Source organism: Burkholderia sp. BCC1999 (assembly GCF_905339975.1).
GTDB lineage: Bacteria > Pseudomonadota > Gammaproteobacteria > Burkholderiales > Burkholderiaceae > Burkholderia.
In genome coordinates, this window is the sequence record NZ_CAJPHP010000003.1 from 116,300 (window position 1) to 143,150 (window position 26,851).

At 67.3% G+C, this 26,851-nt stretch carries 24 protein-coding genes and 1 tRNA gene; 14 read left to right on the top strand and 11 right to left on the bottom strand.

Features of this window, described 5'->3' with window-relative positions; genetic code table 11:
* Window positions 1-29: 29 nt before the first annotated feature.
* Window positions 30-683: an ATP-dependent Clp endopeptidase proteolytic subunit ClpP gene (gene clpP / locus U5809_RS05175; protein ID WP_010092137.1), complete on the bottom strand. Its 654-nt coding sequence runs from the start codon at window positions 681-683 to the stop codon at window positions 30-32.
* A gap of 140 nt (window positions 684-823) precedes the next feature.
* Window positions 824-2,170: a trigger factor gene (gene tig, locus U5809_RS05180; RefSeq protein WP_176047267.1), complete on the bottom strand. Its 1,347-nt coding sequence runs from the start codon at window positions 2,168-2,170 to the stop codon at window positions 824-826.
* A 388-nt stretch (window positions 2,171-2,558) separates the two neighbouring features.
* On the opposite strand from tig, the gene U5809_RS05185 reads away from it, so the two are divergent.
* The gene (locus U5809_RS05185; protein WP_322085780.1) at window positions 2,559-3,704 is read left to right on the top strand and encodes a glycerate kinase; all 1,146 of its coding nucleotides are present in this window, start codon (window positions 2,559-2,561) and stop codon (window positions 3,702-3,704) included.
* Window positions 3,705-3,766: 62 nt separating this feature from the next.
* Window positions 3,767-4,216 (top strand): MarR family winged helix-turn-helix transcriptional regulator, encoded by a 450-nt coding sequence (locus tag U5809_RS05190; protein ID WP_322085781.1) that lies wholly within the window; start codon window positions 3,767-3,769, stop codon window positions 4,214-4,216.
* A gap of 170 nt (window positions 4,217-4,386) precedes the next feature.
* Here U5809_RS05190 and U5809_RS05195 read toward each other — a convergent pair whose 3' ends face one another.
* Together U5809_RS05195 and U5809_RS05200 are read right to left on the bottom strand one after the other, a co-directional pair.
* The gene (locus tag U5809_RS05195) at window positions 4,387-5,385 is read right to left on the bottom strand and encodes a 2-dehydropantoate 2-reductase (RefSeq protein WP_322085782.1); all 999 of its coding nucleotides are present in this window, start codon (window positions 5,383-5,385) and stop codon (window positions 4,387-4,389) included.
* A gap of 100 nt (window positions 5,386-5,485) precedes the next feature.
* Complete coding sequence (locus U5809_RS05200; RefSeq protein WP_322085783.1) at window positions 5,486-6,643, bottom strand: helix-turn-helix transcriptional regulator; 1,158 nt, start codon at window positions 6,641-6,643, stop codon at window positions 5,486-5,488.
* A gap of 302 nt (window positions 6,644-6,945) precedes the next feature.
* Between U5809_RS05200 and U5809_RS05205 the strand changes: the two genes are divergently transcribed.
* From U5809_RS05205 to U5809_RS05220, 4 genes are all read left to right on the top strand, one after another.
* Window positions 6,946-7,992 (top strand): porin, encoded by a 1,047-nt coding sequence (locus U5809_RS05205; RefSeq protein WP_322085784.1) that lies wholly within the window; start codon window positions 6,946-6,948, stop codon window positions 7,990-7,992.
* Window positions 7,993-8,013: 21 nt separating this feature from the next.
* Window positions 8,014-9,228 carry an MFS transporter gene (locus U5809_RS05210; RefSeq protein ID WP_322085785.1) on the top strand — a complete coding sequence of 405 codons (1,215 nt, stop codon included), beginning with the start codon at window positions 8,014-8,016 and terminating at the stop codon, window positions 9,226-9,228.
* Window positions 9,229-9,242: 14 nt separating this feature from the next.
* On the top strand, window positions 9,243-10,352 hold the full coding sequence (locus U5809_RS05215; protein WP_322085786.1) for a class II histone deacetylase: 1,110 nt from the start codon (window positions 9,243-9,245) through the stop codon (window positions 10,350-10,352).
* A 111-nt stretch (window positions 10,353-10,463) separates the two neighbouring features.
* Window positions 10,464-10,694 carry a hypothetical protein gene (locus U5809_RS05220; RefSeq protein ID WP_059233918.1) on the top strand — a complete coding sequence of 77 codons (231 nt, stop codon included), beginning with the start codon at window positions 10,464-10,466 and terminating at the stop codon, window positions 10,692-10,694.
* Window positions 10,695-10,798: 104 nt separating this feature from the next.
* Here the strand turns inward: U5809_RS05220 and U5809_RS05225 are convergent, their stop codons facing one another.
* Both U5809_RS05225 and U5809_RS05230 read right to left on the bottom strand, forming a co-directional pair.
* On the bottom strand, window positions 10,799-11,092 hold the full coding sequence (locus tag U5809_RS05225) for a hypothetical protein (RefSeq protein ID WP_322085919.1): 294 nt from the start codon (window positions 11,090-11,092) through the stop codon (window positions 10,799-10,801).
* A gap of 195 nt (window positions 11,093-11,287) precedes the next feature.
* Window positions 11,288-11,374 (bottom strand) — tRNA-Leu (locus tag U5809_RS05230).
* A gap of 236 nt (window positions 11,375-11,610) precedes the next feature.
* On the opposite strand from U5809_RS05230, the gene hpnD reads away from it, so the two are divergent.
* Entirely contained in the window at window positions 11,611-12,444 is an 834-nt protein-coding gene (gene hpnD, locus U5809_RS05235; RefSeq protein ID WP_322085787.1) for a presqualene diphosphate synthase HpnD, read from the top strand.
* Between the two features lie 9 nt (window positions 12,445-12,453).
* On the opposite strand, the gene U5809_RS05240 is transcribed toward hpnD, so the two are convergent.
* The 3 genes from U5809_RS05240 to U5809_RS05250 form a co-directional block, all read right to left on the bottom strand.
* Window positions 12,454-13,674, bottom strand: coding sequence for a DUF1501 domain-containing protein (locus U5809_RS05240; RefSeq protein WP_322085788.1), 1,221 nt, complete (start codon window positions 13,672-13,674; stop codon window positions 12,454-12,456).
* 67 nt (window positions 13,675-13,741) lie between these two features.
* Entirely contained in the window at window positions 13,742-15,244 is a 1,503-nt protein-coding gene (locus U5809_RS05245) for a DUF1800 domain-containing protein (protein ID WP_322085789.1), read from the bottom strand.
* Between the two features lie 133 nt (window positions 15,245-15,377).
* Complete coding sequence (locus U5809_RS05250) at window positions 15,378-15,656, bottom strand: hypothetical protein (RefSeq protein WP_282505327.1); 279 nt, start codon at window positions 15,654-15,656, stop codon at window positions 15,378-15,380.
* A 258-nt stretch (window positions 15,657-15,914) separates the two neighbouring features.
* Between U5809_RS05250 and ompR the strand changes: the two genes are divergently transcribed.
* The 4 genes from ompR to U5809_RS05270 all read left to right on the top strand — a co-directional run bounded on the left by ompR (window position 15,915) and on the right by U5809_RS05270 (window position 19,393).
* Entirely contained in the window at window positions 15,915-16,649 is a 735-nt protein-coding gene (ompR, locus tag U5809_RS05255; protein WP_006478565.1) for a two-component system response regulator OmpR, read from the top strand.
* A gap of 40 nt (window positions 16,650-16,689) precedes the next feature.
* The gene (locus U5809_RS05260) at window positions 16,690-18,051 is read left to right on the top strand and encodes an ATP-binding protein (protein ID WP_282505328.1); all 1,362 of its coding nucleotides are present in this window, start codon (window positions 16,690-16,692) and stop codon (window positions 18,049-18,051) included.
* A 189-nt stretch (window positions 18,052-18,240) separates the two neighbouring features.
* Window positions 18,241-18,789: a peroxiredoxin gene (locus U5809_RS05265; RefSeq protein WP_043188036.1), complete on the top strand. Its 549-nt coding sequence runs from the start codon at window positions 18,241-18,243 to the stop codon at window positions 18,787-18,789.
* Window positions 18,790-18,865: 76 nt separating this feature from the next.
* Window positions 18,866-19,393: a carboxymuconolactone decarboxylase family protein gene (locus U5809_RS05270; protein WP_282505331.1), complete on the top strand. Its 528-nt coding sequence runs from the start codon at window positions 18,866-18,868 to the stop codon at window positions 19,391-19,393.
* A 124-nt stretch (window positions 19,394-19,517) separates the two neighbouring features.
* Here the strand turns inward: U5809_RS05270 and ispF are convergent, their stop codons facing one another.
* Together ispF and ispD are read right to left on the bottom strand one after the other, a co-directional pair.
* Window positions 19,518-20,003: a 2-C-methyl-D-erythritol 2,4-cyclodiphosphate synthase gene (gene ispF, locus U5809_RS05275; protein WP_034188783.1), complete on the bottom strand. Its 486-nt coding sequence runs from the start codon at window positions 20,001-20,003 to the stop codon at window positions 19,518-19,520.
* Between the two features lie 28 nt (window positions 20,004-20,031).
* Window positions 20,032-20,742, bottom strand: a complete 711-nt coding sequence (gene ispD / locus U5809_RS05280) for a 2-C-methyl-D-erythritol 4-phosphate cytidylyltransferase (protein WP_322085791.1) — start codon at window positions 20,740-20,742, stop codon at window positions 20,032-20,034.
* Between the two features lie 107 nt (window positions 20,743-20,849).
* On the opposite strand from ispD, the gene mfd reads away from it, so the two are divergent.
* The 3 genes from mfd to U5809_RS05295 all read left to right on the top strand — a co-directional run bounded on the left by mfd (window position 20,850) and on the right by U5809_RS05295 (window position 26,725).
* Window positions 20,850-24,320 carry a transcription-repair coupling factor gene (mfd, locus tag U5809_RS05285; RefSeq protein ID WP_322085792.1) on the top strand — a complete coding sequence of 1,157 codons (3,471 nt, stop codon included), beginning with the start codon at window positions 20,850-20,852 and terminating at the stop codon, window positions 24,318-24,320.
* Window positions 24,321-24,424: 104 nt separating this feature from the next.
* A complete protein-coding gene (gene argE / locus U5809_RS05290) occupies window positions 24,425-25,645 on the top strand; it encodes an acetylornithine deacetylase (RefSeq protein WP_282505333.1) in 1,221 nt (406 codons plus the stop codon).
* A gap of 60 nt (window positions 25,646-25,705) precedes the next feature.
* The gene (locus tag U5809_RS05295; RefSeq protein ID WP_322085793.1) at window positions 25,706-26,725 is read left to right on the top strand and encodes a threonine/serine dehydratase; all 1,020 of its coding nucleotides are present in this window, start codon (window positions 25,706-25,708) and stop codon (window positions 26,723-26,725) included.
* The last annotated feature ends 126 nt before the right edge of the window (window positions 26,726-26,851 follow it).

Sequence of the window (26,851 nt, forward strand, 5' to 3'; positions counted from 1 at the left end):
CACGAATCGGGGCGGCACCCTACTTACGCTCACGGGCGCTTCAGCAACACCTGATCGATGAGCCCGTACGCCTTCGCATCCTCGCTCGACATGAAGTTATCACGGTCGGTGTCGCGCGCGATGCGCTCGACGTCCTGGCCCGTGTGCTGCGCGAGCAACTGGTTCAGCCGCTCCTTCAGGTAGAGGATTTCGCGTGCCTGGATCTCGATGTCGGACGCCTGGCCGCGCGCGCCGCCGAGCGGCTGGTGAATCATCACGCGCGAGTTCGGCAGCGCGAAGCGCTTGCCCTTCGCACCCGACGCGAGCAGGAACGCGCCCATGCTGGCCGCGAGGCCCATGCACAGCGTCGACACGTCCGGCTTGATGAACTGCATCGTGTCGTAGATCGCCATGCCGGCCGACACCGACCCGCCCGGGCTGTTGATATACAGGCTGATGTCCTTGTCGGGATTCTCGCTCTCGAGGAACAGCAATTGCGCGACCACGAGATTGGCGGTCTGGTCGTTCACTTCGCCGACCATGAACACCAGGCGCTCCTTCAGGAGACGCGAGTAGATATCGTACGAACGCTCGCCGCGGCCGCTCGTTTCGACGACGATCGGCACCAGCCCCAGCGCTTGCGCCTCGAAACCCTGCGGCGCGTTCGAAGCAAGCATGTCCAGCAATTCAGCGCGAGTGATCATTCAATGAACCTTGTTCGAATGGAAAATTGAACGGAAGGAAGCCGCCCGCTCAATCGCCATATTAATGGCAACCGTGCGCTTGACGTAAAAACGGCGTGCGGGCCGTCGCTCCGACAGCCGGCACGCCGCTAGAGCAACACTTACGCTTGCGCCGATGCGCTCGCGAGTGCCTCGAAGCTCACTTCCTTGTCCGTCACCTTCGCCTTGCCCAGCACGAAATCGACGACGTTGCTTTCAACGACGAACGCTTCCATCTCGGCGAGGCGCTGCTGGTTGGAATAATACCAGCGGACCACTTCCTTCGGGTCTTCGTAGCTCTTCGCGAACTCGTCGACTTCCGCGCGGATCTGTTCCGGCTTCGCTTCCAGGTTGTTCGACTTCACGAGTTCGGCCAGCACGAGACCCAGCTTCACGCGGCGCTCGGCCTGCTCGGCGAACATTTCCGCCGGGATCGGTGCGTCCTTCGCGTTCGGCACGCCGCGCTGCGCCAGATCCTGGCGAGCCATTTCGACGAGGCGTTGCTGGTCTTGCTCGATCAGCGCCTTCGGCACGTCGAGTTCGGAGATCTTCAGCAGCGCGTCCATCACCTGGTTCTTGACGATCGACTGCGTGCGACGCTTCGCTTCGCGCTCGAGGTTTTCCTTGATCTCGCCGCGCATCTTCGTGAGGTCGCCGTCTTCGATGCCGAGCGACTTCGCGAATTCGCCGTCGATTTCCGGCAGGTGCGGCCACTCGATCTTCTTCATCGTGACCGTGAATTGCGCCGTCTTGCCGGCAACGTCGGCACCGTGGTAGTCGTCCGGGAACTTCAGGTCGAACGTACGCGCTTCACCGACCTTCAGGCCCAGCGCGGCGGTTTCGAATTCCGGCAGCATGCGGCCTTCGCCGAGCACGAACGGGAAATCTTCGGCCGTGCCTCCCTGGAACGCGACGTCGTCGATCTTGCCCACGAAGTCGACCGTCACGCGGTCGCCGTTCTTCGCTGCGGTATCCGCGCCGCCGTCGCCGTGCTCGCCGGCTTCGCCGCGTGCGTGGAAGTGCACGCGCTGCTTGCGCAGGATGTCGAGCGTGCGGTCGATTTCGGCGTCGCTGATCGACGTCGTCGAGCGCTCGACTTCAGCCGTCGCCAGATCACCGATCTTCACTTCCGGGTAGACCTCGAACGTCGCGTCGAACGCGTATGCATCCTCAGCCTGCTCCTGCTTCGGCTCGAAGCTCGGCTGGCCGGCGACGCGCAGGTTTTCCGCGCGGCTGATCGTGAAGAATTCCTGGCCGATCTTGTCGCTCAGCACTTCGGCTTCGACCTGACCCGCGTACTGTTGCGCGACCATCTTCAGCGGCACCTTGCCCGGGCGGAAACCCGGCATGCGCACGTTCTTCGCGAGTTTCTGGATACGGGCGTCGATTTCCTTCTGCACGGTGTCTTTCGGCAGGGAAATCGTCACGCGGCGTTCAAGCTTGCCGAGGTTCTCAACAACGTTAGCCATGGCTTCAATCGTCCTAAAATTATTCGAGCGAATCGGGTTTTCCTTGCCGTGCCTGCCTGCAGCATGCGGTGCGTCGCACTCACACGCCGCGCCGGAGCGCCACGCCATCCCTGCACGCGCCGAATGGCTAGCGCAAGCGGCTCGGAGCACGGCTTTGGCCGGAAGAATCGACTATTCTAGCAAACAATTTTCCTCGTACCGCCAGATCAGCGCGTCGCGCGTGCATCGTCACCATGCCGACAGCCCCGCGCACCGCAACGCGCGCGGATCGCCGCTATGCCGAACGCCGTATCCTCTACGGCCCCACCATCCTGTAAGCTCCAATGGAAAGTGAGCCGTCATTGCGGCCGCGTCATTCTTCACACCAATTACGCCTTCCGGAGACACCATGCCGCAACACCCGTCCGCGCCTGTCGTCGTCATCGCGCCCGATTCGTTCAAAGGCTCGCTTTCCGCCGAGCAGGTCGCGGACGCGATCGCCTCCGGCATCCGCCGCGCCCGGCCCGACGCGGTCGTACGCTGCTGCCCGATGGCCGACGGCGGCGAAGGCACGCTCGACGCGATGCTGGCGGGAGGCGGCACGCGGCGCACGCTGCAGGTGGCCGGCGCGTCGCTCGCGGCACGCGACGCGGCGGTCGGCGTGATCGACGCGCGCACCGCGATCGTCGAGACGGCCGAGATCGTCGGCATTACCGACGCGGTCGGCATGAGCGTACCGGTCGACGCGCGCAGCACGCGCGGGATGGGCGAGGCGATCCGCACGCTGCTCGACGACGGCGTGCGCCGCTTCTTCGTCGCGCTCGGCGGCAGCAGCACCAACGACGCGGGCGCCGGGCTGCTCGCGGGCCTCGGCCTGCAGTGCTTCGACGCCGGCGGCCAGCCGGTCGAGCCCGTGCCGTCGCGGCTCGCCGACATCGCGCGCGTCGACGCGTCGGCACTCGACCCGCGCCTCAAGGAAACGGAATTCATCGGCATGTCCGACGTCGACAACCCGCTGACGGGCGCGCACGGCGCGACCGCGGTGTTCGGCCCGCAAAAGGGTGTGACGCCCGATCAGGTTGCGACCCTCGACGCCGCCCTCGCCCGCTTCGCCGACCTGCTCGAAGCCGAGCTCGACCGCCGCGGCCGCGACCTGCCGGGCGCGGGCGCCGCGGGTGGCCTCGGGTTCGCGCTGCATATGCTCGGCGCGCAGTTCGAAGCCGGCGCCGAAGTGGTCGCGCGCCAGGTCGGGCTCGACGCCGCGCTCGCCGGCGCCGACTGGCTGATCACCGGCGAAGGCCGCTCCGACGTGCAGACGCTGCACGGCAAGGCGCCGTTCATCGCATGCCGTCACGCGCAGGCCGCCGGCGTACCCGCGTCGCTACTGTCGGGTGCGGTCGACCCGGCCGCGCTGCCGCGTCTGTCCGAACATTTTTCCGGCTGTTTTTCGCCGGCTCCCGGGCCGATCACGCTCGACGTCGCGATCCGAGACGCGGCCAATCTGCTCGCGAACGAAGCGGAACAATTGACGCGCCTGAAATACGGTGCACACTGACCGTTGACCCGAGCGCGCGATACAGGAACAATCGGGCCCGCCCTTTTTCTTCAGGATTCGACATGAAAGGCCGTCAAGCCGGGCTCGATCAGTTTCTGACCTATCGCCTCCACGCGCTAACGAAGCGCTCCGACCGCGGGATCGGCGAGGTGTACCGGCACAAGCTCGACATCTCGCTGCCCGAGGCGCGCGTGATCGCCGCCGTCGGCGCGTTCGGTCCGTTCTCGATCATGGATCTCGCGCGTCACACCAATCTCGACAAGAGCCAGGCAAGCCGCGCGGCCGAGGCGCTGCTGCGCCAGGGGCTGCTCGAGCGCAGCGCGAGCGAGGAGGACGGCCGGATCGTGCTGATCGCGCTGACCGTCGACGGTCGCGCACTGCATCGCAAGATCATGCCGATCGTGCGCAAATGGAACGACGGCCTGCTCGCCTGCCTGTCCGACAGCGAACGCCAGACGTTCGAGCGGCTGCTCGACAAGGTCGTCGCGCACGCCACCGAGCGGGACGACTGAGCCGCCTCACGGGCGTCGCGCCGGCCATATTGATCCGACGAATTCGACGGGCTGCCCACGTTGCCTGACCGGCAACGCGGGCGGCCCGCTTTGCGTCATGTGGCGGGCGCGACGAACGTCCCGCGCTTCGCCGCTGGCGCCGGGCCGCACCGGTAGCGGCCCTGCACGCGCTAGAGCCCGCTGTTCGCCGCGCGCTGGCGCAACAGTCCGAGCACCGCGTCGCAGTACGGGGTCGGCACGCCAAGCTTGCGGCCGAGCTCCGGAAACACGCCGAGGATCGGCCCGATCTCGAGCGAACGCCCCGCTTCGACATCCTGCAGCATCGACGTCTTGAACGCGCCGAGCTTACGCGTGAACGCGATCCGCTCGGGTCCGCTCATCCCCGTGGACAGGCCGAGCCTTGCGCCGATCGCCGCCGCCTCCTCCATCATCCGCAGCGCGAGTTCCTGCGTGAACGGATCGCCGAGCAACTGCTCGGTCGTCGACCCCGTCAGCGCACTCAGCGGATTCATGTTCATGTTGCCCCACAGCTTCGTCCAGATCTCGGCCCGGATCGCGGGCGTCGACTCGACGTCGAAACCGCCTGCCGCGAGCGCCGCGGCAAACCGCGCCGTGGCCACGTCGAGCCGCTGATCCGGCGCGCCGACGATCAACCGGTTGCCGCGCCCGCGGCGCACGACGCCCGGCGCATCGGTGCTCGACGACAGGTGCACGACGCAGCCGATCGCCTGCGCGGGCGGCAACGCCGCCGACACCGCGCCGCCCGGATCGACCGCGTCGAGCGGCACGCCGTCGATCGACCCTGCCAGCCCGTGCGTGAACCACCATGGCAGCCCGTTCATCGCCGCGACGATCACGGTGTCCGGCCCGACCAGCGGCGCAATGCGCTCCGCCAGTGCCGGCAGCGCCTGCGCCTTCAGCGCGATCACCACGTAGTCCTGCACGCCGAGCGCCACCGCATCGTCGCTCGCGCGCACCGGCACCGACGAGGTATCGCCGGTTTCGTCGATCACGCGCACGCCGTGCGTGTTCAGCGCGTCGAGCGTCGCGCCGCGCGCGTATGCGCTCACGGTCATGCCGGCCCGCGACAGCGCGGCCGCAAGCAATCCGCCGATCGCGCCGACACCGACCACCGCCGCGCGCACCGACCCTGAATTCGTGTCGTTCATGATGGAATTCCGTCTCCTGGGAGCTGACGAGCATAACGTCAAATAGTTGCGGACACAACCATTCGCGCGGAAGCACGCCATGCGCCCGCATTCGCGTGCTTCAGCGCGGCATGCCGCCTGTTTCGACGGGTTCGACCGGTTCGTCGTCGGCCATGCTGCTGCCGGTGGCGCCGAGCACGCCCGCGATCTGGCTCTTGTCGTGCATGCCGAGCTTGCGGTACGCGCAGCGCAGGTAGTGACGCACGGTCGTCGGCGAAATCTCCATCTGTTGCGCGACCTCCTTGTGCGACCGCCCGGCGCCGTAATAGCGGATCGCCGCCAGCTCGCGCGGGCTCAGCCGGTCGAGCAGCGAGCGCGGCCGCGCTTCGATCTGGAACAGCCCCGCGACGGGCACGCACTGGATGCGCAGCGCGTCGCCGACGAACGGCTGGCTCGACTGGCGCCGCAGGTGCGCGACGAGCGGCTCCGGCACGCGCGCCCCGGCCCAGGCCGGCCACTCGGTGCGCAGCACGTCGTCGAAACCGTGATCGGCATGGTGGAGCACGCCGAAGTTGTCGCACAGCGCGCGCGCCGCCGGCGCCACCGTCTCGGCGCGCTCGCGCGTGAGTTGCGCGGCACGATTGATCGTCAGCGCGGCCGCGAGGTGCGGAATCACCTCCTCGAAGCGACGCGCATCGTCGTCGCTGAACGGGCGATTGAGCCCCTGCCGGTAGATCGACATGAACGTCGTCAGGCCGAAACGGCGATCGAGCGTACACACGCACATCAGCTGCGCGAGCCCGTACTTCACGCACCAGTCGCGAAACCGCGCGTCGAGCCCCGGCTCGACGACCGTCAGCCGCACCGCGCGGCCGTGCGCGCCGTGCAGCGTGCGGTGCGCCAGCGGATCGCAATCGCGCACGCGCTTCCAGTCGATGAAGAACGCGTGCGGCAAACGGTACAGAAAGCTGTTGTGCATCACGGGGCCGGTCGGCGCATGGGTCGCGACGCCGGTCCACGCGGCATCGAACGGAATGAGCGCCTGCAGCAGCGAAAAGAACCGGTATTCGAATTCACCGATGCCGGATTGCGCGGCCACTGCGTACAGGTCGAGCAGCATCAGGCCGAGTTCGCGCTGCGCTGCGTCGCCACGCGTGACACCGTCGAAATCGGCGCGCCGGGACGGCAGCGGCGGCCACGCGAATTCGTCGAGCACGATGGCGGCCGGCACGTCGCGCAGCGCTTCGAGATCCTGCCCGATATCCGTCGTGATCCTCACCTTCCGCTCCCCTGCCCGATCGGGCTGCTGATGTGCGCTACGACACCGGCCGATTATAGCGAGCGGCTTTTTTGGCGGGCCACGGTGCCGGAACGGGCGCCAACCCCATCCATTTGAACGGTGCACGGCACGTTGCTGCTCCGCAGCACGCCGCGCCGCGGCATCGCGCGGCGGTAATGCCGCGCACCGCGGGTTTTCCACACCGTTCATCTGTACGACTGTTCGAAGGTTTTCCCGCTGCGGACACTGCGTCGCGACAACACCAACGACAAACCGATGCAGGACGGTATGGAGAACCCCACGTGACGAAATCCCGCTTCATCCGCGCGGCCGCGACCGCCGCGACGCTTGCCGCGTGCAGCGCCGCCGCCCATGCGCAGTCCGCCCTCACGCTGTACGGCGCGCTCGATGCCGGCGTGCAATACCTGACGCACGCCGACGGACGCCACTCGGCCGTGCAGTTGCAGAACTACGGCATCCTGCCTTCGCAGGTCGGGATCAAGGGCCACGAGGATCTCGGCGGCGGCTGGCGCGCGCTGTTCAAGCTCGAACAGGGTCTCAACCTCAACGACGGCACCGCGACCGCGCCCGGCTACGCGTTCTTCCGCGGCGCGTACGTCGGCATCGCGGGGCCCGTCGGCACCGTCACGCTCGGCCGGCAGTTCAGCGTGCTGTTCGACAAGACGCTCTTCTACGACCCGCTCTGGTACGCGTCGTACAGCGGCCAGGGTGTGCTCGTGCCGATGAATGCGAACTTCGTCGACCATTCGGTGAAGTACCAGTCGCCGACGTTCGCGGGCTTCGACGTCGAGGCGCTTGCCGCGACGTCCGGCGTCGCCGGCAATACACGCGCCGGACGCGTGCTCGAACTCGGCGGCCAGTACACGAGCAACGGGCTGTCGGTCAGCGCCGTACTGCATCAGGCGCACGGCGACGTGGCGGCGGCCGACGACACGTCCGCGCGGCGCCGGGAACTCGGCACGCTCGCCGCACGTTATGCGTTCGCCACGCTGCCGCTCACCGTCTATGCGGGCGTCGAACGCCTGACCGGCGACCTCGATGCGGCGCGCACGATCGTCTGGGGCGGTGCGCGTTACCAGACATCGAACGGGATCGGCCTGAACGCGGGCGTCTATCACACCGATTCGCGCACGCCGGTGATCGGCCACCCAACGCTGTTCATCGCGAGCACCACGTACGCGCTGTCGAAACGCACCGTCGCATACGTGAACCTCGGCTATGCACGCAACAGCGGCCAGAGCTCACAGACCGTCTACGAATACGACCCGACGCCGCTCGCCGGCGCATCGCAGTTCGGCGCGATGGTCGGCATGTACCACCTGTTCTGATTCCCCCAACGAGATCCCGCCATGAAAACCCTGTCCCCGGATGCCGCACGCTCGCCCGACGGCCGTACGCCGGCCTTCGCGCGCTCGACGCTCGTCGCGCTCGTCGTGTTCGCGGCCATCACGCCGCTGCTGCTGCTCGTTGCACCGGCCGTTGCCGGCCAGCTCGCGACGCAACTCGGATTGTCGGCGTCGCAGATCGGCACCTACTTCTTCGTCGAACTCGGTGCGTTCAGCCTCGCGACCGTGCCGTCGTACCTGTGGCTCGGCCGGGTCGACGCGCGCCGCGTCGCCGGATTCGCCATTGCTCTGTTCGGCGCGGGCAACCTGCTGACCGCGCTGTGGATGCCGGGCTTCGCCGCGCTGCTCGCGCTGCGCGCCGTCACCGCACTCGGCGGCGGCTCGCTGATGGTGCTCTGCATGACGAGCGCGGCGACGAGCGAGAACAGCGACCGCGTGTACGGCCTGTGGGTCGTCGGCCAGCTGATCGCCGGTGCGATCGGCCTGTTCGTGCTGCCGCACGTGTTCGCCGCGTTCGGGCTGCGCGCGCTGTATGTCGCGCTCGCCGCGCTCGCACTGTTCGCGGCACCGCTATCGCGCGGCTTTCCGTCGTCGCTCGGCACGCGGACGACGCCCACCCGATCCGCGCACGGCGACGCGACGCAAACGCCGCGAAGCTTCGTCATGCTCGCCATCGGCGCGGTGTTGACGTTCTATCTCGCGATCGGCAGCGTGTGGACCTTCGCGAGCCGTGCCGCGGCCGAGGCCGGGCTCGATCCGCAGTCGACCGGCAACGTGCTCGCGATCGCGAGCGTGATGGGGATCGCGGGCGCTGCGCTCGCATCGTGTGCGGGCGGCCGGCTCGCGCGACGCGCGATGCTGGCGGCCGGTTACGCGCTGCTCGCCGCGTCGCTCGTCGCGCTCGCCGCGATGCGGCACACCGGCGGCTACAGCGCGGCGATTTTCGCGTTCAAGTTCGCATGGACATTCGTGCTGCCGTTCATCCTCGCGACCGTCGCGCAGATCGACACGTCGGGCCGCCTCGTGGCAACGCTCAATTTCGTGATAGGCGCAGGCCTTGCCGCCGGCCCGCTCCTTGCGGGCCTGATGCTCGACGCCGGCGGCACGATGCGCGCGCTGTTCGTGGCCGCGACGGCCGTCGCGATCGTGTCGTTCGCCGCGCTGCGCCATATCGATCGCCGCGCACGCCCTTCCGTTTCCGTTTCCTCCCAACCGTGACAGGTTACGCATCCATGAATCGCACTGCCTTCTTCACCGACGAACGCACTTTCTGGCACACCGGCGGCACACACGCGCTGTTCTTTCCGGTCGGCGGCTGGGTCCAGCCGCCGTCGAGCGCGGGCTACGCGGAATCGCCCGATTCGAAGCGCCGCTTCCTGTCGCTCGTCCAGGCGTCGGGCCTTGCCGCGCAGCTCGACCTGCGCGGCGCCGAGCCGGCCACGACGACCGATCTGCTGCGCATTCATCCGGCGCACTATCTTGACGCGTTCCGCGCGCTCAGCGACGCGAACGGCGGCGACCTCGGCGATCTCGCGCCGTTCGGCAAGGGCAGCTACGAGATCGCCGCGCTGTCGGCCGGCCTCGCGATCGCGGCTGTCGATACGGTCGTCGGCGAGCGCGCGGCCAATGCGTTCTCGCTGTCGCGGCCGCCCGGCCACCACTGCCTGCGCGACCGCCCGATGGGCTTCTGCATGCTGGCGAACATCCCGATCGCGATCGAGGCCGCCCGCGCGAAACACGGCATCGAGCGCGTCGCGGTGATCGATTGGGACGTGCATCACGGCAACGGCACGCAGTCGATCTACTACGACGATCCGGACACGCTGACGATCTCGCTGCACCAGGACCGCTGCTTTCCGCCCGGCTACAGCGGCGCGGACGACCGCGGCGAAGGTGCCGGCATCGACGCAAACCTGAACGTGCCGCTGCTCGCAGGCAGCGGCGACGACGCATATCGCTACGCGTTCGAGCGGATCGTGCTGCCGGCACTGGAGCGCTTTCGCCCCGAGTTGATCGTCGTCGCGAGCGGCCTCGACGCGAGCGCCGTCGATCCGCTCGCGCGCATGCAGCTGCATACCGACAGCTACCGCTTCATGACGCGCGCGGTGAAAGATGCCGCGCAGCGTCATTGCGGCGGGCGGCTCGTGATCGTTCACGAAGGCGGGTATTCGGAGGCGTACGTGCCGTTCTGCGGGCTCGCGATCGTCGAGGAACTGGCCGGCATTCGCACCGATGTCACCGATCCGATGCTCGATCTCGCGATCGCCCAGCAGCCGGGTGAGCGGTTCGTTGCGTTCCAGCGTGCGCTGCTCGACGAACTGGCGACGTCGTTCGGGTTGTAACGCGCGGGAACGGATGTGACGGGGCCGGCCCGCGCCGGCCCTTGCGCGATCCGCGCGGATGGGGTTTCCTGTGCTTTTACCCCTGTTCCGGCTCGAGGCCGCACTCTTCCGATGAAATCGTCCCCGCGCGATGACAACGACAACGCCAAAACGCGCCGCCAGCCATCGAAGCTGGTCCTGAACATCGCCGCCGTCACGGTCGGCCTCATCACGTTCGCGATCGGCGCGGCGTGGGTGATCTACAGCTGGGTCGTCGATCGCGAAGCGCAGTATTTCGCGATTCCGCTGGTGTTCTCGGTGCCGGTGATCGTGGCGGTCGCGATCCGGAGTTTCTGGGAGTAGACGCGCCTGAAATGACAAAGCGCCGCGGTCGGGCGACTCGCGGCGCTTGTTGTCGGGCTGGCTTCAGCTGAAGCAGTGAATCGCGCAGTTCGCTTGCGTGTCAGTCACAGGCCGGGGCGCGGGCACGGATTGGGCGCTGCGCCCTGATAACCGCCGGCGACGGCGCCCAGAGCCGCGCCAGCCAGCGACGTGCCGAGCGCTTTCAGCACGTTTTCGGTCGACAGCGTCTCTCCGCTCGACATCACCCGCCCCGAGTACGCGGAGCACGCCGACGACGATGCAACCGTCTGCACGGGCTTGGCGCTCCATGCGATGTTGTCGGCAGGCGTATTGGCAAAAGCCGGCGCGGCCAGCATCAGTGCCAGAACGGAAAACGGAATGCGTACGGTATTGTTCATCGGTGGCCCCTCGGTCTGTTTGTGCATGTTGTATTCGATCGTGAACACGATATTACACGCGGCCGAGTTTCAATAAGCGGTCGTATGGGCGTGCACGTCAGAGAAAGACGACCATCAACGAAAAAAGCGCTGCGGTCTGTCGACCGGCAGCGCTTTTTTGGGGAACCGTACCCTGGCGGGTACGTATCCGACTTCTGGTGCGTGAGGCCGGACTCGAACCGGCACACCCTTGCGGGCGTCAGGACCTAAACCTGGTGCGTCTACCAATTTCGCCACTCACGCGCATTTCTGTCGCCTGACCGCGCGGCACGCAAGATACGTGCGCCACGCGCCCGGGACTTCATGCCGGCCCGAAAACCGGCACGCCCGATCAGGCGAGCGCGAGATTCTACCCGATCCGCGCGGCGTTGTCTCGCCCCGCCGGCACGCGTCGTGCAGCGATGCTAGAATGCCGCGCTCGACGTTTCGGCACCGCGCCGTCGCGCGTCCCCCGAACCCGCCCCCACCCGATTCCGCCCGTGAACTTCGACGACTACTGTCAGCAAAAGGCCGCCCCTGCGGGCTCCAGCGCCTACTACGCGCTGCGCCAGGCGCCGCTCGCCACGCAGCCGCGCCTGACCGCGCTGTTCGCGCTGCGCCGCGAACTCGAGGAAACCGTCAAGGAAACCAGCGACCCGACCGTCGGACACACGAAGCTCGCGTGGTGGCACAAGGAACTCGCGGCACTGGCCGACGGGCAGCCGTCGCACCCCGTCACGAAGGCGCTCGCGCAGCATCATCCGGCGATCGCCGCCGAAGCCGATGCGTTGCGCACGCTCGTCAACGGCTACGGGATGGATCTCGAACAGGCGCGCTACCTCGATTTCGCGAACCTGCAGCGCTACATCGCGCAGGTCGGCGGCACCTTCGCGTCACTGGTTGCGCGCGCAAGCGCGGCGAACCCGGCCGACCCGCAGCCGTGGGCCGCGGACGCCGGCCGCGCGCTGATGCTCGCTCAATTCGTGCAGGAACTCGGCAACGACGCGCGCCATGGCCGCATCTACCTGCCAATCGACGAACTGCAGCGCTACAACGTGACCGCGGCCGATCTGCTGAACGGCCGCTACAGCCCGGCCTTCACCGAATTGCTGCAGTTCCAGACGGCCCGCGCGCGTGAAGCGCTCGCGGCCGCCGAAGCGGCGATCCCCGCCTCCGAACGCCGCTCGCAACGCACGCTGCGCGCGCAGATCGCACTGGCCGGCGCGCTACTCGACGAAATCGAGCGCGACGGCTACCAGGTACTGCACCAGCGCATCGCGCTGACGCCGATCCGCAAGCTGTGGATCGCGTGGCGCGCGTCGCGCCGCCGCTGACCCCACGCATCACGCCTTCAACAACGGCAGCGTATCGAAGCGCTGCTGCAGCACGCGCGACGCATCGAGCCCCCACCACGGCCCGAGCACGGTCGCATAGAGCTGGCGGAAATCGACCGCGACCGGCAGGTTGCCGTTGCCGTCGAGCCGGCCGAGCGCCGGCGGCGCACCGTACAGTCCGCCGGCCACGCGGCCGCCCATCACGAAATGCGGCGCGGCCGTGCCGTGATCGGTGCCGTTGCTCTGGTTCTCGCGCACACGCCGCCCGAATTCCGCATACGTCATCACGAGCGTCTGGTTCCAGCGCCCGAGTTCGATCAGCGCGCCGCGCATCGCATTCATCCCTTCCGCGAACTGCTTGAGCAACGCAGCCTGCTGCCCCGGCTGGTTCTGGTGCGTGTCGAAGCCGTTGAGCGTCAGGCGCAGCACCGCGACGCCATCCTGCGCGCCGGGCCCGGACGCTTCGCACGCGGCCAGCACCTGCATCGCGGTCTTCACCGACGTGCCGAACGCGCCGGCCGGAAAGGCCGTCCTGAACTCACGCATTCCGCCACGCGGACGCAGCCGGTCGGCCGCCTTCACGATGTCGTTCTCGACGTCGATGATGTGCGCGAGCGCAGGGTTCTGCTCGCGCAGCGACGACGGCTCGGCGAGCCGGGCCGCCCGGATGAACTGCGCGGGATTGACGAGCGCGATCGCACGTGCGCCATTCGACAGCGGCCCCATCTCGGCGCTGCCGAGCACGACGCCATCCGCCGCGAACCCCGGCGGCACGGGCGCCTGCGCGAACGTGCGCGTGAGCCAGCCTTCGTGCAGGTACTGGTCCGAGCGCGACGCGGTATCCCAGATCTCGATCGAGCGGAAATGCGACAGGTTCGGTTGCGGGTAGCCGACGCCCTGCACGACCGCGACCTGCCCGTCGCGCCACAGCGGCATCAGCGGCGCAAGCGACGGGTGCAGCCCCGTATGCGCATCGAGCTGCAGCACCTGCTCGCGTTTGATGCCGATGCTGCGCCGGAACTGGTAGTAGAGCGGATCCGTGTACGGCACCACGGTATTGAGCCCGTCGTTGCCGCCCTTCAGCTCGACGAGGATCAGCACGTTCGCATACCCGGCCGCCGGTTGCCGCCCCGCCTGCGTCGCGGAAGCCGCCATCGCGGGCGCTTGCCACATCGACACGCCGGCCGCGGCCGCAGCGCCGGTCAGCGTCAGAAAATCACGTCGGTTCATCGCGCATCCTTTGGTTCGCCGTCCGGCACCTTTGCCGCGGCGGCGCCCCGCTTCGTCGTCGTTCGAATCATTTCAGTTGATAGGCCGGATCCATCAGCAGCGCCTCGAGATACGCGCTGCCGGTCGAATCCGTGTCGATCGCCGCGACCGGCGACAGTTGCAGCACCGCGTGCTGCAGTTGCAGTTCGGTCGACAATCCCGCGATTGCCTGCGGCCGCGCGCGATATTGCGCGAGCCAGCGTTCGAGGTCGAAACGCAGGCCGGCGCGCGCGGGCTTCGGCGGCGTGGCGCGCATGCCGGCCGCGGACGCCGTGTCAACCACCGGCATCGCTTGCGCACGCGCATTCGGCGGTGGCGTCATCGGATGCGCGGGAGGATGCATGCTGGCCGTCTCCGTCGCGCGGAACAACTGCTCGACGAACTGCTTGCGCGACAGCAGCGTGGTGCTGTTGATCCACAGCGCGCCGCCCGGCCAGCCCTTCACGTTCGGCGGATAGAACAGGTTCTGCCCGAGCGTGCGCACGGTGTTCGCGAGCATCTGCGGATCGCCGTACGCGACATCGAACAACCGTACCGACCCGACGACGAACTCGGCCGGCGATTTGACGAGCACGCCACGGTTGCGCGGATCCCAGAATGCATCGGTCGACCACAGCGCGGCGAGCGCCGCGCGAATGTCGTAGCCGCTCGCGCGGAACCGTTCGGCCACCGTATCGAGCACGCCCGGATCGGGCGTATCGGACACGAACTCGCGCCACAGCTTGCCGGCAATGAAGCGCGCGGTGCCCGGCCGCTTCAGCAGGATGTCGAGAAAGCCGTCGCCGTCGAACGGCCCCGTTTCGCCGAGTATCGTCTTGTCGCCGGCATCGTGCACTTCGGGCCGCACCTCGAAGCGCAGCGTATCGGGATCGATCGTCCAGCCCGTCATCGCACGCGCGGCCTCGGTCACGTCGTACTGCGTGTAATGCCCTTCGCCGAGCGTGAACAGCTCCATCACCTCGCGCGCGAAATTCTCGTTCGGACGCCCCTTGCGATTGCTCGCGCCGTCGAGATACTGCAGCATCGCCGGATCCTTCGCGACCGCATGAAGCAGCGTGCCGAAATTGCCGAGCGCCTCGCGGCGAAACAGCGCGTTCTGCGCGGCCATCGTCTGCGGGTAAGGCACCTTGTCCTGCCCCGACGTGAAGTGCCCGTGCCAGAACAGCGTCATGCGTTCGGTCAGCGGCGACGGCGTGACGATCATCTCGTTGACCCAGGCCGCGCGCAGCGCATCGTAGCGGACGTTGCGCTCGCGCTGTTCGTCGCGGCGCATGTCGGGTGTCAGCGCCTGACGCTGCGCGCGTGTCGGCGGCAGCTCGGCGATCCAGTCGGGCCACGTCGTCACGGGCTCGTGCCGCACGCTGCCAAGCGTGTCGGCCACGATCTGCGCGCGCGTCATGCCGACGACGCGCGCGACGTCGGCGGGCGTGGGAGAAAAACCGGTGCGGCTGAGGAAAAACAGTGCGTCGTCGGCATCGAGCGGCGACTGCATGGCAGGCGACGGCGCCGGTGCGGCAGCGTTCGCTTTCATCGTCATGGACTCCCGGAACGCACCGACGGTGCGGATGCCGGTACAACGGCATCCGGCAGGCGAAAGTTGACGGAAAAAGTGCTACGAATTCTTTCCGCGCGGGATGTCCGCGCAGGGCGAAAGACGGCGCGTGTCAGCGCTTGTACAACTCGCGAACGGCGTCTTCGATGTGCTGGCGCAGCAGGTGCCGCTCTTCGGGCGTCATGTGCCCGTCGCGGCGGTGCTGTTCGAGATCGGGAGGCACGGCGGAACGGACCGTCATATCGGCGGTACGGTCCGACTGCGGCGCTTTGCCGCGCGGCAGCTTGCGCGACGGTGCGCCCTGCTCGGGGCGCTGCGCATACGCGAAGTTCGACGCATACGGACCGGCAAGTGCGATCGTCAGCATCAGTGCAATCCGGGCAGATCGCATGACCGTCCTCGCTTCTTTGGTCGATTTGTTCCCTTCGTCACGCGGCAACCGGCTACCTCTGGTACTTGAAAAACCCTGCGGAAATCGGGTGTACAAAGATGAATGATGGAGTGCAGGGGAGTATCTACCGAATTTCGGCTTCGAGTAAAGGAATCTCTATAGCCTGCCTTTACTCGGCGCGACACTACGGGTAAATTTTGTAACCGACTGTAACGCACGAAAATACGTGACCGTGCGTCAATTCCCATTCGCGATAAGATGCCGATCATGGAAACGAAAAACCCCTCCAAGATTCTCGTCGTCGACGACGACCCTCGCCTGCGCGATCTGCTGCGCCGTTACCTCGGCGAGCAGGGTTTCAACGTATACGTCGCGGAAAACGCGACCGCGATGAACAAGCTCTGGGTACGCGAGCGTTTCGACCTGCTCGTGCTCGACCTGATGCTGCCGGGCGAAGACGGCCTGTCGATCTGCCGCCGCCTGCGCGGCAGCAACGACCGCACGCCGATCATCATGCTCACCGCGAAGGGCGAAGATGTCGATCGCATCGTCGGCCTCGAGATGGGCGCCGACGATTACCTGCCGAAGCCGTTCAACCCGCGCGAACTCGTCGCGCGCATTCATGCGGTGCTGCGCCGCCAGGCGCCGGCCGAACTGCCGGGCGCGCCGTCGGAAACCACCGAGGTGTTCGAGTTCGGCGAGTTCTCGCTGAACCTCGCCACGCGCACGCTGACGAAGTCGGGCCAGGAAATTCCGCTGACGACCGGTGAATTCTCGGTGCTGAAGGTGTTCGCTCGCCATCCGCGCCAGCCGCTGTCGCGCGAAAAGCTGATGGAGCTCGCGCGCGGCCGTGAATACGAAGTGTTCGACCGCAGCCTCGACGTGCAGATCTCGCGCCTGCGCAAACTGATCGAGCCGGATCCGGGCAGCCCGCGTTTCATCCAGACCGTCTGGGGCCTCGGCTACGTGTTCATCCCGGACGGCGCCGCCTGACCTTTTTCCTTTCCGGTTTCGCCCGTCCACGGCCCGTCCCATGCGTATCGACCGGCGCCTCCTTCAGCTCGCGTTCGGCGGGCTGTTCTGGCGCACCTTCCTGCTGATCGCGCTGCTGATCTCGGTCAGTCTCGCCGCGTGGTTCCAGAGCTTTCGCGTGATCGAGCGCGAGCCGCGTGCGCAGCGCGTCGCGCTGCAGCTCGTCGCGGTCGTGAAGCTCACGCGCACCGCCCTGCTCTATTCCGATCCCGATCTGCGGCGCGCGCTGCTGCAGGATCTCGAGAGCAACGAGGGCGTGCGCGTGTATCCGCGCGAGAAAACCGACAAGTTCAAGCTGCAGCCCGACGAATCGCTGAACCGCCTGATCGAACACGACATCCGCAGCCGCCTCGGCGACGATACCGTGATCGCGCAGTCGGTCAACGACATTCCCGGCGTGTGGATCAGCTTCAAGATCGACGACGACGATTACTGGGTCGCGCTCGACCGCGACCAGCTCGACAACGTCACGGGCCTGCAGTGGGCCGGCTGGGGGCTGTTCGCGCTCGCGCTGTCGCTGTTCGGCTCGGCGTTCATCACGAGCCTCGTGAACCGGCCGTTCTCGCGGCTCGCGCTCGCCGCACGGCAGATCGGCTCGGGCCAGACACCCGAGCTGCTGCCCGAGCGCGGGATGGGCGTCGCGGCCGAAACCAATCGCAGCTTCAACCAGATGGTGCGCGACCTCGAACAGCTCGAGGCCGACCGCGCGCTGATGCTCGCGGGCATCTCGCACGACCTGCGCACGCCGCTCGCGCGGCTGCGGCTCGAAACCGAGATGAGCCCGTCCGACCAGGCGACCAAGGACGCGATGGTCGACGACATCGAGCAGATGGACCGCATCATCGCGGCCTTCATCGACTACGCGCGCCCGTCGCAGCGCAAGCCCGAGCCGGTCGACCTGTCGTCGATCGCGCAGGAAGTCGCCGCGCGCGTCTCCGGCGAGGACGGCGTCGAGATCCGCACGCGACTCGCACCGAGCGCGATCATCGAAGCCGACGAGACCGACATGCGCCGCGTGATCGGCAACCTCGTCGAGAACGCGCGCAAGTACGGCCAGAGCAAGCAGGACGGCATCTCGCGCATCACGGTCGAGACCCGCGTGTCGCATGCACGCGTCGAGCTGTCGGTGAGCGACGAAGGCCCCGGCATCCCCGAGGATCAACTGCCGCTCGTGATGCGGCCGTTCTACCGCGTCGACACCGCGCGCACCAAGGCGGACGGCACGGGCCTCGGGATGGCGATCGTGCTGCGCCTCGTCGGCCGCTATCGCGGCGCGCTGCGCCTGCGCAACCGGAACCCCGAAGCGGGTCTCGAAGTCACGCTCGAATTCCCCGGCGCCGGCAAGGTACGTGCGACTGCGTGACGCGCTCACGCACACCTCTTGCGCTGCACACTATCGATCCGGTTGAAAAAAACTATGAAGGTCGTTAGTCAAAATCTATTGAAGTACTTTACCAATAGTGTTATAGTTTTGGCCATGCTGTCACACCATCGTTGCAGCACCGAGGTAGCTTGACTCAGTCCTCTTCCCAACTCATACAGGAGTATCCGCATGAAAACCGTGGGCGATAAACTCGAAGCTTTCACCGTCGTAGCCGCGAAGCCGGGCTTCAACAATCACGAGGAAAACGGCCAGTCGGCATTCGAGACCGTCACCGAAGCGTCGTTCCCGGGCAAGTGGAAGATCATCTACTTCTATCCGAAGGATTTCACGTTCGTGTGCCCGACGGAAATCGTCGAGTTCGCGAAGCTCACGAAGCAGTTCGAAGAGCGCGATGCCATCCTGCTGGGCGGCAGCTCGGACAACGAATTCGTCAAGCTCGCATGGCGCCGTGAGCACAAGGACCTGAACAAGCTGAACCACTACTCGTTCGGCGACGTCAAGGGCGAGCTGATCGACCAGCTCGGCGTGCGCGACAAGGAAGCCGGCGTGGCCCTGCGTGCAACGTTCATCGTCGATCCGGACAACACGATCCAGCACGTTTCGGTGAACAACCTGAACGTCGGCCGTAGCCCGGAAGAAGTCCTGCGCATTCTGGACGGCCTGCAAACGGACGAACTGTGCCCGTGCAACCGTGCAGTCGGCGGCGCAACGCTGTAAGCGCATCGATGCACGAAGCCCGCGGCGCACGTCCTGCCTGCGGGCTTTTTTAACGGCCAACCCATAGGAGATATCAATGGAATTCATCGACTCGATTAAGGCACGCATCCCCGACTACGCGAAGGACATCCGCCTGAACCTCGACGGCACGATCTCGCGCTCGTCGCTCGAAGGCACCGACGCGGTTGGCGTCGCGCTGGCGGCCGCCATCGCAGCAAAGAGCCCGGTGCTCATCAAGACGATCCGCGAAGCCGGCGTCCTGTCGCCCGAAGAGACGAACGCCGTGCTGACGGCGGCCGCGCTGATGGGGATGAACAACACCTGGTATCCGTATGTCGAGATGGCCGACGACGCCGACCTGAAGACGCAGCGCGCCGAGCTGCGGATGGGCGCGTATGCCACGCACGGCGGCGTCGACAAGCGCAAGTTCGAGATGTACGCGCTCGCCGCGTCGATCGTCGGCAAGTGCCACTTCTGCGTGAAGTCGCACTATGCGCTGCTGAAGGACGAGCAAGGGATGACCGTCACGCAGCTGCGCGACGTCGGCCGCATCGCGTCGGTGATCAACGCCGCCGCGCAAGTGATCGCCGCCGAAGGCGAATAAGCCGTTGCGCCGCGCGCGCCGGCAGCGACGCCCGCTTCAAACGAAAATGCCACGCTGATGCGTGGCATTTTTCATTTCCGCGGGACGGCATGCGGCGCGAACCGCGCGCCGCCACGAGCAACCGTCAGCCGCCCTGCTTCACCAGCAACGCGGCGGCCTGCGCCTCGATGCCTTCGCCGCGGCCGAGATAGCCGAGCTTCTCGTTGGTCTTCGCCTTCACGTTCACACGATCGAGCGGCAGCCCGAGATCGGCCGCGATGTTCGCGCGCATCCCGTCGATATGCGGCGCAAGCTTCGGCGCCTGGGCGATCACGGTGCTGTCGACGTTCTGGATCGTGAAACCCGCCGCCTTCACGCGCTCGGCGCACGCGCGCAGCAGCACGCGGCTGTCCGCGCCCTTGAACGCCGCGTCCGTGTCGGAGAAATGGCGGCCGATGTCGCCGAGCGCCGCCGCGCCGAACAGCGCGTCGGTGATCGCGTGCAGCAGCACGTCCGCGTCCGAGTGGCCGAGCAGGCCGCGCTCGTACGGAATCGTCACGCCGCCGATGATGAGGGGGCGCCCTTCGACGAGCTGGTGCACGTCGTAGCCTTGTCCGATTCTGAAATCCATGCGTGTTCCGATTGAGATGGGGTGAAAGTCAGGAAGCGTTCGCGGGGCGCGCGAGGATCGCTTCCGCGAGCGCGAAATCTTCCGGGTACGTGACCTTGAAATTGCGCAGGCTGCCCTGCACGACGCGCGGCGTATGGCCGGCCCATTCGATCGCGCTCGCTTCGTCGGTCAGGTCGTGCCCTTCGCGCTGCGCGCGCAGGATCGCCTCGCGCAGCATGCCGATGCGGAACATCTGCGGCGTCTGCGCCTGCCACAGCGCGTCGCGCGACTCGGTGCGCGCGATCGCGTCGCCACCGGCCGGCACGCGCTTGAGCGTATCGGCCACCGGCAGTGCGACGATACCGCCGACCGGGTCGTCCTTCAGCGTCGCGACGAGGGCGCGGATCAGCTCAGGCGTGATGCCCGGGCGCGCCGCATCGTGCACGAGCACCCAGTCCTGGTCGGTCGCGCCGAATTCGGCGAGTTCGAGCAGCCCGTTCAGCACCGACGCCTGCCGCGAGCCGCCGCCGCAGCGGCGCACCGCGAAACGCAGGCCCGCGAAGCGGCGCGCGTCGAAATGGGAATCGTCGGGCGCGAGCACGACGAGCGTCTGCGCGAACTCGCTGCACGCGTCGAACGCGGCGAGCGTGTAGTGCAGCAGCGCGCGGCCGGCCAGCGTGCGGTATTGCTTCGGCACAGCGGAGCCGGAACGGCTGCCCGTACCGGCACAGGGAATCAGGGCGAAAAGTCGGGGAGTCACGAAGGGAAACGCCGGAAAGATGAAATCGAGAAGCGGATTTTATAATAGGTCTTTCGTCTCGACCGGCGCACCGCGATGCGCCCGTGCACGCCACCCCTGTCGTCCCTATGCCAGATAACGCTTCCACCCCGTCCGCCTCGCCCGTTGCGCGCGTCAAACCCGGCCAGCGCTTTGCCTTCGACGGCACGCACGGCTCCGCCGACGCGCTCGCCATCGCCCGTTATCTCGCCGACAACCGCCAGGACGTGCCGCTCCTCGCGGTGATCTGCGCAAACGCCGTCGACGCACAGCGGCTCTCGCAGGAAATCCGCTACTTTTCGCCCGATGCGCGCGTGCGCCTGCTGCCGGACTGGGAAACGCTGCCATACGACACGTTCTCGCCGCACCAGGACCTCGTGTCCGAACGGCTCGCGACGCTACACGACCTCGGCGAGGGCCGCTGCGACATCCTGCTGGTGCCCGCGACCACCGCGCTGTACCGGATGCCGCCCGCCTCGTTCATGGCCGCGTACACGTTCGCGTTCGCGCAGGGCGAGCGGCTCGACGAGGCGAAGCTGAAGGCGCAGCTGACGCTGGCCGGCTACGAGCACGTGAGCCAGGTCGTGCGGCCGGGCGAATACTGCGTGCGCGGCTCGCTGATCGACCTGTATCCGATGGGCTCGCCGCTGCCGTACCGGATCGACCTGTTCGACGACCAGGTCGACTCGATCCGCGCGTTCGACCCCGACACGCAGCGCAGCCTCTACCCGGTGCGCGACGTGCGCCTGCTGCCCGGCCGCGAATTCCCGTTCGACGAAGCCGCGCGCACGGCCTTCCGCAGCCGCTGGCGCGAAACCTTCGAAGGCGACCCCAGCCGCGCGCCGATCTACAAGGACATCGGCAATGGCGTGCCGTCGGCCGGCATCGAGTATTACCTGCCGCTGTTCTTCGACGAAACGGCCACGCTGTTCCACTACCTGCCGCAGGACGCACACCTCGTGTTCATCGGCGATCTCGAGGCGTCGATCCGCCGCTTCACGGCCGATACGAAGCAGCGCCACGCATTCCTCGCCCACGATCGCGAGCGGCCGATCCTCGAGCCGCAGCGGCTGTTCCTGTCCGACGAGGATTTCTTCGCGTTCGCGAAGCCGTTCGCGCGCGTCGTGCTGCCCGCGCAGCCGGCCGGCGGCTGGGCGACCGCGCTGCCCGAGCTGACCGTCGACCGCCATGCCGACGATCCGCTCGCGTCGCTGCGTACCTTCGTCGAATCGTCGGGCAAGCGCGTGCTGCTGACCGTCGAATCGGCCGGCCGGCGCGAGACGATCCTGCAACTGCTCGCCGAGCATCACCTGCGCCCCGCGTCGAACGACCACTTCGCGGGCTGGCTCGCGAGCGACGAACGTTTCGCGCTCGGCGTCGCGCCGCTCTCGAACGGCTTCGCGGTGCCGGGCGAAGGTTATGCGGTCGTCACCGAAACCGAGCTGTACGGCGCGCTCGGCCGCCGCGCGGGCCGCCGCCGGCAGGAACAGGCGAGCAACGTCGACGCGATGGTGCGCGACCTGTCGGAGTTGAAGGTCGGCGACCCGGTCGTCCATGCGCAGCACGGCATCGGCCGCTACATGGGCCTCGTGTCGATGGATCTCGGCGAAGGCGAGACCGAATTCCTGCATCTCGAATACTCGGGTGACAGCAAGCTCTACGTACCCGTCGCGCAACTGCACGTGATCTCGCGCTACAGCGGCGCCGATCCCGACAGCGCGCCGCTGCACGCACTCGGCTCCGGCCAGTGGGAGCGCGCGAAGCGCAAGGCCGCGCAGCAGATCCGCGACACGGCCGCCGAGCTGCTGAACCTGTACGCGCGCCGCGCGGCCCGCGAAGGCCACGCGTTCTCGCTCGATCCGCGCGACTACGTGAAGTTCGCCGAAAGCTTCGGCTTCGAGGAAACGCCCGACCAGGCGGCAGCCATCGCGGCCGTGATCGGCGACATGACGAGCGGCAAGCCGATGGACCGCCTCGTGTGCGGCGACGTCGGCTTCGGCAAGACCGAGGTCGCGCTGCGCGCCGCGTTCATCGCGGTGCTGGGCGGCAAGCAGGTCGCGCTGCTGTCGCCCACCACGCTGCTCGCCGAGCAGCACACGCAGACCTTCGCCGACCGTTTCGCGGACTGGCCGGTGCGGATCGTCGAGCTGTCGCGCTTCAAGACCGCGAAGGAAGTGAGCGCGGCAATCGCGCAGATCAACGAAGGCAGCGTCGACATCGTGATCGGCACTCACAAGCTGCTGTCCTCGGACGTGCAGTTCAAGCGGCTCGGCCTCGTGATCATCGACGAGGAACACCGCTTCGGCGTGCGCCAGAAGGAGGCGCTGAAGGCGCTGCGCGCGGAAGTCGACGTGCTGACGCTCACCGCGACGCCGATCCCGCGTACGCTCGGGATGGCGCTCGAAGGGCTGCGCGATTTTTCGGTCATCGCGACCGCGCCGCAGAAGCGGCTCGCGATCAAGACCTTCGTGCGCCGCGAGGAAGAAAGCGTGATCCGCGAGGCGATGCTGCGCGAGCTGAAGCGCGGCGGCCAGGTGTACTTCCTGCACAACGAGGTCGAGACGATCGAGAACCGCAAGGCGATGCTCGAGGCGCTCGTGCCGGAGGCACGCATCGTGATCGCGCACGGCCAGATGCACGAGCGCGAACTCGAACGCGTGATGCGCGATTTCGTCGCGCAGCGTGCGAACGTGCTGCTGTGCACGACCATCATCGAGACCGGCATCGACGTGCCGAGCGCGAACACGATCATCATGCACCGCTCGGACAAGTTCGGCCTCGCGCAGCTGCACCAGTTGCGCGGCCGCGTCGGCCGCTCGCACCACCAGGCGTATGCCTACCTGCTGGTCCACGATCCGCAGTCGCTGACCAAGCAGGCGCAGCGCCGCCTCGAAGCGATCCAGCAGATGGAGGAACTCGGTTCCGGCTTCTATCTCGCGATGCACGACCTCGAGATCCGCGGCACCGGCGAAGTGCTCGGCGACAAGCAGTCGGGCGAAATCCACGAGATCGGCTTCCAGCTCTACACGGACATGCTGAACGACGCGGTGAAGGCGCTGAAGAACGGCAAGGAGCCCGACCTCACCGCCCCGCTCGCCGCGACGACGGAAATCAACCTGCATGCGCCCGCGATCCTGCCGGCCGACTACTGCGCGGACGTGCAGGAGCGGCTGTCGCTGTACAAGCGGCTCGCGAACTGCGAGCACGGCGATGCGATCGACGGCATCCAGGAAGAGCTGATCGACCGCTTCGGCAAGCTGCCGCCGCAGGCGCACGCGCTCGTCGAGACGCACCGGCTGCGGATCGCCGCGAAGCCGCTCGGCATCGTGAAGATCGACGCGAGCGAGGTCGCGATCGGGCTGCAGTTCGAGCCGAATCCTCCGATCGATCCGATGCGGATCATCGAGATGGTGCAGAAGCACCGGCACATCAAGCTCGCGGGCCAGGACAAGCTGCGCATCGAAACGCGCTCGCCCGATCTCGCGATCCGCGTGTCGACGATCAAGGAAACGCTGCGCGCGCTGGCCCCGAAACAGGGGGCGGCCACCGCCGCGCGCTGACGCGATACCGACGGGCGCGACGTTGCTGCACCGCATCGCGCCCGACGAAGGCGGGCCGGCGCGTTTTTGAGTATGATTTCCCATTCATCAGACGGAGTTTTGCCATGTCCACTCTCGACGCGTCGGCGCCGTCCGCCGCAACCCAAGGCGACGAATCGCTCGTCAGCCTGCCGTGGGTCAAGCAACTGGTGTCGATGGACACGACGAGCCGCGTGCCGAACCTCGGCCTGATCGAAACGGTGCGCGACGCACTCGCCGCGAAAGGCATTGCTTCGACGATCACGCACGATCCGCGCGAAGGCTGGGCGAACCTGTTCGCCACCGTGCCCGCGCACGACGGCTCGACCAACGGCGGCATCGTGCTGTCGGGACATACCGACGTCGTGCCGGTCGACGGCCAGCAATGGGACAGCAACCCGTTCGCGCCGGAAATCCGCGACGGCCGCCTGTACGGCCGCGGCACCTGCGACATGAAGGGCTTCATCGGCACGGCGCTCGCGCTGCTGCCCGAGATGCAGGCGACGAAGCTCGCGAAGCCGATCCATTTCGCGCTGTCCTACGACGAGGAAATCGGCTGTGCGGGCGCACCGCTGATGATCGCCGATCTCGTCAAGCGCGGCGTGCAGCCGTCGGGCTGCATCGTCGGCGAGCCGACCAGCATGCGGCCGATCATCGCGCACAAGGGCATCAACGCGTACCGCTGCTGCGTGCGCGGCCACGCGGCGCATTCGTCGCTGACGCCGAAGGGGCTCAACGCGATCGAATATGCGGCGCGCCTCATCTGCCATATCCGCGACATCGCCGAGCGCTTCCGCGCCGAAGGCCCGTTCGACGAACTGTACGACGTGCCGTTCACCACCGCGCAGACGAGCACGATCCAGGGCGGCAACGCGATCAACACGGTGCCGGCCGAGTGCCGCTTCGATTTCGAATTCCGCAACCTGCCGACGCTCGATCCCGAGCAGATCTTCACGCGCATCGAAGCGTATGCGCAGGAAACGCTGCTGCCGCAGATGTTGCGCGAGCATCCGAATGCCGCGATCGAGTTCTCGAAGATCGCCGCGGCGCCCGGCCTCGACGCGACCGAACAGGCCGCGATCACGCAGCTCGTGCGCGCGCTGACGGCCGACCAGGACAAGCGCAAGGTGGCATACGGCACCGAGGCCGGCCTGTTCGAACGCGCGGGCATCCCGAGCGTCGTGTGCGGGCCCGGCAACATCGAGCAGGCGCACAAGCCGAACGAGTATGTCGAGCTCGCGCAGCTCGCCGGCTGCGAGCAGTTCCTGCGCAAGTTCATCCGCAGCATGTCGGTCGACGCGCACTGACTGCCTCCCGCCACGCTGGCCCGCGTGCGCGGGCCGGCCCTCTCCGCCACCCGCCACGTCATGTCGACTGAACAACAGGGCACTGCCCATACGACGATCGACGGCGAGCCGATTCCGACGCTCGACGAAATCGCCGCGCAGCATTTCGCTTTGTCGCCGTGGGTCGCGCGCACGCCCGTGTTCGAGCGCGCCGACCTGCCGTCCCTCGAGGGTACGCACGTCAACTTCAAGTTCGAGCTGCTGCAGGCGAGCGGCAGCTTCAAGGCGCGCGGCGCGTTCACGCACCTGCTCGCGCTCGACGAGGCGCGCAAGAACGCGGGCGTCACCTGCGTGTCGGCCGGCAATCACGCCGCGGCCGTCGCGTATGCGGCGATGCGGCTCGGCAGCAGCGCGAAGGTCGTGATGTTCCACACCGCGAGCCCGACGCGCATCGCGCAGTGCAAGCAGTACCGTGCGGAAGTCGTGCTCGCGGGCAGCGCGTCGCAGGCATTCGATCTCGTGCGGCGCATCGAGGCCGAGGAAGGCCGCTTCTTCATCCATCCGTTCAACGGCTATCACACGATCCTCGGCACCGCGACGCTCGGCTACGAATGGGCGACGCAGACACCCGACCTCGACGCGGTGATCGTGCCGATCGGCGGCGGCGGGCTCGCGGCCGGCATGGCGACCGCGCTGCGGCTCGCGAATCCGCGCGTGCACGTGTACGGCGTCGAACCGGAAGGCGCGGACGCGATGAGCCGCAGCTTTGCGGCGAACCACACGATCAAGATGAGCGCGATGCAGACCATCGCCGATTCGCTGATGGCGCCGCATACCGAGGAATACAGCTACCAGCTGTGCCGGCGCCACGTCGATCGCATCGTCACCGTGTCCGACGACGCGCTGCGCGCCGCGATGCTGTTCCTGTTCTCGCACCTGAAGCTGTCGGTCGAGCCGGCCTGCGCGGCTGCGCTCGCCGCGCTGCTCGGCCCGCTGCGCGAAACGCTGCAGGGCAAGCGCGTCGGCGTGCTGCTGTCGGGCACGAACACCGACCCCGGCACGCTCGGCATGCATCTCGCACACGCAAAACTGCAGCACTGACCCCACATCGGGCACCAACGGACCAACCTAGGGTTATCCCCAGATTATGTTGACAGCCCTGTTGATAACCCGCCGGACAAGCACGCAAGTGGTTGAGCGCGCAGCGTTTTGCGCGCGCGAAGGTCG